We start from the raw sequence: 7,744 nt of genomic DNA, 5'->3' as shown, positions 1-7,744 counted from the left end.
ATGGTAAATATCGTCGCCTCCTATTTCTTCGGAGGAATCTCCGGCTCCGCGGCTGCGGACACCGCGTCCCTCGGCACGATTCTGATTCCGATGATGGTTGACCAGGGGTATGACGACGATTTTTCAACGGCCGTTACCATCACCTCATCCTGTGAGGGACTTCTCGTTCCTCCCAGCCATAATATGGTCATCTATGCCACCACGGCGGGCGGCATTTCCGTAGGAAGCCTGTTCCTGGCCGGATATATTCCCGGTGCGTTGCTGGCGGTATCCTTAATGGTGGGATCGTATATTATATCGGTCAGACGCAACTATCCGAAGGGCGAGAAATTCAGCATTATCAACCTGCTTAAGCAGCTGGGCGTGTCCTTCTGGGCACTGGCGGCGGTTCTGATCGTGGTATTCGGCGTTGTCGGCGGTGCGTTTACGGCGACGGAGTCCGCGGCGGTCGCGGTTATTTACAGCCTGGTTGTCAGTGTATTTATCTACAGGGGGCTGGACTGGAAGGGCGTCTGGAGAGTTCTCGGCGACTGCGTCGATACACTGTCCATCGTTCTGATCCTGATTGCCACCTCCAACATCTTCGGCAACTGTCTGACACGCCTCCACGTTCCGGTTCTGGCGGCGGGTGCGATCATCGGCCTCACCGATAATCCGATTCTGCTGGCTCTGCTGTTAAACTTGATTCTTCTTGTACTTGGATGTATTATGGATATGGCGCCGATCATCCTGATCGCAACGCCGATTCTTCTCCCGATCGCCACGTCGATCGGTATCGATCCGATCCAGTTTGGTATTATGGTAATTCTGAACTGTGGTATCGGGCTTTTAACACCTCCTGTAGGCGCGGTGCTGTTTATCGGATCCGCGGTATCCAAGACGCCGATGGAGCGGGTTGTCAAGGCGACGCTGCCATTTTACCTGTGTATGATCATTACGCTGATGCTGATTACGTTTGTTCCGGCCTTCAGTATGTGGCTGCCCACGGTATTGGCGAAATAGCAGCGTTTGGCGGTTCGGAGGTGTGAGTGATGAAATATAAGTATACCTACAGGAATACCGCGGGCGAACTGTGGCAGCTTTCCATGTATTATACGTACGGTTCAGTGGTCGGGATGTGTAACCTGATCTTTACAGCGGCGGTGATCGCCCTGACTATCAATAAATGGAATACAGTCAGCGGAGTATGGCGGTTCCTTCTGCTCCTTGCATGCTGTCTCTTTACGGTCATCCAGCCGCTTGCCGTCTGGAGAAAGGCTGAGAAACAGGCAGCAGGGATTGGCCGGGATACGGAGATGGAGTTTGGAGACGCGGGAATCCGTATCCGGGTGGGTGACGAGAACTCAGTGATTCCATGGACCGCGGTTAAAAAGATTTCTAAGAAACCTACAATGATTATCCTGTTTTCCGATACCACTCACGGTTACGTGCTTACAAACCGTGTGCTTGGAAAAGACCGGGAGGCGTTTTATAACTATGTAACATCGAAAAGTGCTGTATAGAGGGAACATGGCGGAAAGGAGGGACTGTGCTGTGAAAATAAAGACGGCGGCTCTGTTTGTCTTTGCAATGGTTATCCTGGCTGCGTGCGGTGGCCGGAAGGAAGACCAGACAAAGGCCGTAGATCCGGAATTTGTGTTTACGTATGCGGAGAATCAGGCAGAAGACTACCCCACAACACAGGGGGCCTACAAATTCGCCGAGCTGGTGGAAGAGAAGACTGGCGGGAGAATCGTGATCTCGGTCAACGCACAAGGCGTGCTGGGCGATGAGAAGACGGTGATCGAACAGATGCAGTTCGGCGGTGTCGATTTTGCCCGTGTGTCCTTATCGCCGCTGGCAGAATTTGTTCCCAGGCTGAATGTGCTTCAGATGCCGTATCTCTATACGGGAAGAGAACACATGTGGAAGGTCCTGGATGGGGAGATCGGCGACGATTTCCTAAATTCCTTCGACGGCTCCGATCTGGTGGCCCTGTCCTGGTACGACGCAGGAGCGCGTAATTTCTATAGCTCGACAAGGCCGGTCACGAAGCTGGAGGACATGAAGGGCATGAAAATCCGTGTCCAGGAGTCGGAGCTGATGGTGGGAATGATGGAGGCGCTGGGGGCCACCGCGGTGCCCATGGCCTACGACAAGGTCTATTCCGCCCTTCAGACCGGGATTATCGACGGGGCGGAGAATAACTGGCCATCCTATGAGTCCACGGCTCACTATGAGGTTGCCAAATATTATACGATCGACGAACACAACCGTGTTCCGGAGCTTCAGCTGGTGTCCCAGGCCACATGGGAGAAGCTGACGAAGGAGGACCGGGATATCATACGCGAATGCGCCCAGGAATCCTCCCGTTATGAGAGGAAGCTGTGGGAGGAGCGGGAGCGGACCTCTGAGGAAAAGGTGCGGGCGGCAGGCTGCCAGGTGGTGGAACTGCCTCCGGAAGAAAAGGCCAGATTCCAGGAGGCCGTCACGTCCATGTACGGCAAGTACTGTGCGGAGTATGTGGATGTCATTGATGCGATAGTTGCGGCGGGGAAATAAATCGCCGCGATGGAATAAATCGCCGTGATGAAATAGAACGCAGCAGGGAAATAAACGGAAAAGGGAAGTGATATGCCGGATATGGCGTCTCACTTCCCTTTCTCGTTTATTTTCCTATCGCTTTTTCCAATTCACTGATCAGCATAGTTATATCCAGCGGTTTTACCAGATAGCCGTTCATGGAGGCCTCGAACGCCTTCTTCCTGTCTTCCTCAAAGGCGTTGGCCGTCATGGCCAGGATGGGAACCGAGGCGGAGTCCTCACGGTTCAGGGCCCGGATTCCCCTGGTGGCATCCAGCCCATCCATGACAGGCATGCGGATATCCATCAGAATGGCCTGATACGTTCCGGGTTTCTGATCGCGGAAGCAGCGGATGGCCACCTCCCCGTTCCCGGCGACATCCACTGTGGCGCCGTTCATCTCCAGGAGTGTTTTTGCGATCTCCTGATTGAGCTCGTTGTCCTCCACCAGGAGGATGCGGGCGCCCTTCAGAGCGGATTCCTGAGTCCGCTTTTCGGCTGCGGCCGGTTCCGCGGAGTCTTTTTTGTCCAGCTTCGAAAAGGTATCGTAAATGACCGAACGGAACAACGGTTTGGCGATGAAGTAGTCGATTCCGGCCTCGCGGGCCTCCTCCTCGATGCCGCGCCAGTCGTAGGCCGTGATCATGATAAGCATGGTGTCAGGGCCAACCAGGCGGCGGATTCGCCGGGCGGTTTCGATGCCGTCCATACCGGGCATCTTCCAGTCGATCATGGCGATATCAAACATCCAGTTCTCCCCGATGGCGTTTTCCACTTCCTGAACCGCCCGGATGCCGGCGTCCACCCACCGCGTTTTCGCCCCGATATCGTCGAGAATCATGGAGGTCTGCCTGCCAACGGAAGGGTCGTCGTCCACCACCAGCACCTGGAAGCCCTTTAAGAGATTCCGACGTTTCCGTTCCCATTCCTTCTCCTCATCGTCGGTTACCAGCTGGAAGGGTATGGTGACTGTGAACTGGCTTCCTTCCTGCTTGCGGCTCGTAACGGAGATGGTTCCGCCCATCAGCTGCACGAGGCTGTAGACGATGGAGAGGCCCAGGCCGCTTCCCACGTTGTTGCGGGCGTTGCCGGGGGCTTCCTGCTCAAAAGGCTGGAAGAGGCGCTTCATAAAGTCTTCCGACATACCGATCCCGTTGTCCTCAATGGTAAACTGGATATAGGCGTAACCGTTGGTTCTCTTTTCTTCCGCAATGTCGACGCAGATCGAGCCGCCCGGCTGCGTGAATTTCAGCGCGTTTGACAGGAGATTCATGAGAATCTGCTTCATGCGCAGCGAATCCCCAATATAATGGCTTTCCAGAGGTTCCAGGTGACGCATCTCATAGCTAATCTCCCGTTCCAGCGTCTGCGGATAGATAATCTGGTTGATCTCCTCCACAAATGCCGTGAAATCGAAGAGGTCATGAGCGATCTCCATCTTATCCGTCTCAATCCTGGACATATCCAGAATGTCGTTGATCAGGGAGAGGAGATACTTGGACGAGGTGTCAATCTTCTGAAAACAGTCTTTTACTGTCCTCGTATCGTTCAGCTTGATCTGGCCGATGGTACTCATGCCGATGATGGCGTTCATCGGTGTCCGGATGTCGTGGCTCATGCGGGAGAGGAAGTCCGATTTGGCACGGCTGGCCGCCTGGGCTGACGCGAGGGCATCCCGGAGCAGCTGCTCCTGACGGGCCTGTTCCTGCCGCAGTTCATCGAGGAACTTGATCAGACAGATCGTCAGAACATCGTCGCTGAACGGATTCTCCACGGCAATCGCGTGGATAGAAAGCCAGTGGTATTTGCCGTCCGCTGCCCGCCCCTGCAGTTCCATATAGACTTCCTGTTCTCCGGATGCAAAGCGGCGAAGAAGGGCATCACGGCCGAAGGCGTTGGTGAAATCCTCCTGGTAGGTGCTGTAGATTCCCGGGATGCTGCTGTCCTGCAGCTCCGTATAGCGGCCTTCCTGAGGAAACTGATACTCCAGCTGGTCATTTACAAAGCAGTGGTACGTGTCCTGAGTCAGATTGACACTCACGATCAGGGGATAGGCGGTGCAGATCGCAGTGCGCAGCGAACGGTTTTCCAGAATCCGCTCCTGCTCCTGGGCCTGCTCCAGACGCATCTGTTCGGTGATATCGGTAAACACCGCCTGGATGACCTCCACCCCGTTGCTGTTGATGATTCGTCCCATTACCACATTGATCCAGGCTTCCTCCCCGTCCCTCTTGATGCAGTGACGGCGGTAGGAGGCGGACTCTCCGTTCAGGGTGAGGCGGTCGAGAAGCGCGGAGATCCACTCCTGGTCCTGTGTGTCAACCTTTTGGAGCGGGTTCCTGACCGCCTCGCGGTACTCCGACTCCGAGGCGTATCCGTAAAATCGCCATACCATGGGATTGACCGAGATGATGGTACGGGAGGGATCGGTGGAAAACTGGAGAATACCACAGGGAAGCGTATGGTAGAGCTGTTCCAGAAATCGGGTCTGATGTTCGTATTCCTGTTTTTTCGTGTCCAGCGCGGATTTCAAACGCTCGAAGGCCTGGCGGCCCGATTCCACCGGAAAGAGTTCGTCGTCCTGAATCTCCGAAAAGGGGACAGAGTTATGAATATGTACCGTTTCCAAGCCGTCCCCCTTTTCACGGAAAATAAAGGTAGCCCTCTGCTGGATATTTAGGCAGGTCTCGGATTCGGGCTTGCTGATCAGACGGCTGACTGCCTCGCATAAGTAGGAGCCGCCTCCTAAATCGATGGAATGATACTGTTCTTCGCACATGTCGCAGGCGATCATCCCATCCTTACCGCTGCGGAAAACTGCGGCTACTGCTTCTTTTCCTTCCGCCTTCTGCTGTTCTCCGCTGCCAAGCCATACGATGTCATCGGCAAATGTCGAAATCATGAATTCCATGTCAGAGTCGCAAAAGTACGTAGTCAGTATTTTGCGGGCCAGTGACTCTATCTCAGCCAGTGTCTTTTTACCCAAAACAATTACCTCCCGGTTTAAGCCCAAAGTATATTTCTTTTATCATAGCACAGTTTGATACCGGAAGAAAGTGCGTACGGCGGGAAACCATTGAAAATTAAGGGATTTTGCCTTTGACATCGGAACAATAATTGAATACAATATTAAATATAAAAAGAAAGCTGGGTAAGATCAATGTACATGTGTGCCAAATGTAAAGTTTATGCCTGCAGTGCAGGAGAGAAGAAGGCGCTTCCTAAAAACTGTCCCATGAGAAATGAACCGCTCTTGAAGGAAGCGCTGTCCGAGTATGAAAAGCCGGAAAATCACGATTTTTACGTGACTTCGTCGGAGATAGAGAGCCTGGGATACGGCCAGTGGGTGAGAGTAAGGGAAACCATAGAATTTTGCAGACGCATGGGATACCAGAAGCTTGGCCTGGCGTTCTGCAGAGGCCTTCGGAAGGAGGCGGAGATCGTGTCGGATATCCTGACGAGGCATGGATTTACGGTGGTATCCGTGATCTGCAAGGCTGGAGGGACAGATAAGAGCCGCATCGGAATCGCCGAGGAACGGAAGGTCCATCCGGGTGAATTTGAGCCGATGTGCAACCCGGTTTTTCAGGCCAGCCTGCTGAACGAGCAGAAGACGGAGTTTAACATCGCATTGGGCCTCTGTGTGGGGCATGATTCCTTCCTGTACAGGTATTCGGACGCATTTGTCACCACGCTGGTGGTGAAGGACCGCGTGCTGGCCCACAATCCGGCAGGCGCTTTGTACTGCGCGGAGGGGTATTATAAAGAGAAACTGAACGGCTGATACGCGATACCGGAAGAACAGGAGTGATAACATGGAGACAGTGAGTGCAGTACAGACAAAAGATTATATCGTTTCCGCCATACGCAGCGAGATTCTGGCCGGCAATATGAGGCCGGGCGAGGAGCTGACGCAGGAAATGATCGCGGAACAGCTGGGGGTGTCGCGCATGCCGGTCAGGGAAGCGCTTCAGTCTCTGGCGCAGGAAGGCCTGATTGTGCGCCTCCCCAACCGCCATATGCAGGTCGCGGCCATGGAAGAGAAGCAGGTGAGGGACACCTTTCGCATGGCCGCCGCCATGGAGACGGAGATTCTGCTGATGATACCGGAGGAAAAGAGAGGCGAGCTCCTTCTCCGGCTGTCGGAACTGGCAGAGACGGTGGGAAGCGGAGTACGGGAGGCCGCCGCCGGGGCCGAGATGGCCTGGCATAAGCATGCACTGGCCAGCCTCAAGAATTCCTATATTCATCAGCTGTTTCTGCGCCTTTTAGACAGCTACGTTTCCTATGCGGTCGAGAGAGTAAAACGGGGAAATGCGGCTGCGGAACAGCTGACCGATGTGGGGGCCGCGCTTGCGAGCGGGGACGAGGGGGCGTTGAGGGCCGCCATGAACCGTTACTACGGCCGTATGGCGGACTGCCTGCTGAACAGTAAGGAGAAAACGTATGAATAATCTGGGTAAGGTAAAGCTGCTTCCGGCCCGGGAGCAGGTAGCGTCTATCCTGAGAAAAGCCATTCTTTCCAGGGAGCTGCAGGAAGGGCAGGAGATTACGCTGGAAGGAATCGCCGAGCTGGTGGGCGTCTCGACGACACCGGTGCGGGAGGCATTTCAGATTCTGGCCAGAGACGGGCTGATTAAGCTGCGCCCCAACAAGGGGGCTGTAGTCCAGGGGATCAATGAAAAGACCATCCGGGATCACTACGAGACGAGGGCCGTCCTGGAAGGGGAGGCCGCGGCCAGGGCCAGCGCCGAGGGTGTGGATTTATCCGCGGTGGATCAGGCGTATCAGATCGCCGAGAAGGCGCTGGAGGACAACGATTCGGCGGAATACTCCAGATATAACCAGGCGTTCCATATGGGAATCTGGGAGGCGGCGGACAACGAGAAGATGAAATCGCTTCTCTCCTCCATGTGGAATGGGCTGTCCATGGGGCACAAGGTGACGGAAGAGGATTATGCCAAGATTTCCATCTACGAGCACAAGAAGATTCTCGACGCCATGAAGGCCCACGACGGCAGCCGGGCCAGAAAGCTGATGAATGACCATATTATCAGGAGTATGAAGAACATTCTCACCAGATTCGAGACAGACTGATGGGATTAAATAAAGGCCGGGATTGTAAGAATTGAATAAAAATCATCACTAAAAATCGTACAAAACAACGAAATCAAACAAACGC

Annotated in this window: 7 protein-coding genes; 6 read left to right on the top strand and 1 reads right to left on the bottom strand. The window is 54.3% G+C overall.

Features of this window, described 5'->3' with window-relative positions; translation table 11 throughout:
• The 3 genes from ACLTD4_RS20495 to ACLTD4_RS20485 form a co-directional block, all read left to right on the top strand.
• Positions 1-1,002 (top strand): TRAP transporter large permease (locus ACLTD4_RS20495; protein ID WP_412331521.1); only part of this gene is annotated, 1,002 nt, incomplete at its 5' end.
• Positions 1,003-1,031: 29 nt separating this feature from the next.
• Positions 1,032-1,502: a YcxB family protein gene (locus ACLTD4_RS20490; protein ID WP_055653238.1), complete on the top strand. Its 471-nt coding sequence runs from the start codon at positions 1,032-1,034 to the stop codon at positions 1,500-1,502.
• 67 nt (positions 1,503-1,569) lie between these two features.
• Positions 1,570-2,541: a TRAP transporter substrate-binding protein gene (locus tag ACLTD4_RS20485; RefSeq protein WP_181988580.1), complete on the top strand. Its 972-nt coding sequence runs from the start codon at positions 1,570-1,572 to the stop codon at positions 2,539-2,541.
• Between the two features lie 106 nt (positions 2,542-2,647).
• Here ACLTD4_RS20485 and ACLTD4_RS20480 read toward each other — a convergent pair whose 3' ends face one another.
• Positions 2,648-5,548 carry a response regulator gene (locus ACLTD4_RS20480; RefSeq protein ID WP_055653240.1) on the bottom strand — a complete coding sequence of 967 codons (2,901 nt, stop codon included), beginning with the start codon at positions 5,546-5,548 and terminating at the stop codon, positions 2,648-2,650.
• A 180-nt stretch (positions 5,549-5,728) separates the two neighbouring features.
• Here ACLTD4_RS20480 and ACLTD4_RS20475 point away from each other — a divergent pair, with 180 nt between their 5' ends.
• Genes ACLTD4_RS20475 through ACLTD4_RS20465 form a run of 3 tightly spaced genes read left to right on the top strand, consistent with a single transcriptional unit; the run spans position 5,729 to position 7,659 of the window.
• Positions 5,729-6,346: a DUF1847 domain-containing protein gene (locus tag ACLTD4_RS20475; RefSeq protein ID WP_412331520.1), complete on the top strand. Its 618-nt coding sequence runs from the start codon at positions 5,729-5,731 to the stop codon at positions 6,344-6,346.
• A 31-nt stretch (positions 6,347-6,377) separates the two neighbouring features.
• Positions 6,378-7,016, top strand: a complete 639-nt coding sequence (locus ACLTD4_RS20470) for a GntR family transcriptional regulator (protein ID WP_055653242.1) — start codon at positions 6,378-6,380, stop codon at positions 7,014-7,016.
• Positions 7,009-7,659 carry a GntR family transcriptional regulator gene (locus ACLTD4_RS20465; protein ID WP_025530027.1) on the top strand — a complete coding sequence of 217 codons (651 nt, stop codon included), beginning with the start codon at positions 7,009-7,011 and terminating at the stop codon, positions 7,657-7,659. The genes ACLTD4_RS20470 and ACLTD4_RS20465 overlap by 8 nt, the downstream gene beginning before the upstream one ends.
• Positions 7,660-7,744 lie beyond the last annotated feature (85 nt).

The organism is Hungatella sp., assembly GCF_046966825.1.
The sequence above is the reverse complement of the archived record's forward strand: the minus strand, read 5'-3'. Positions and strand labels throughout refer to the sequence as shown.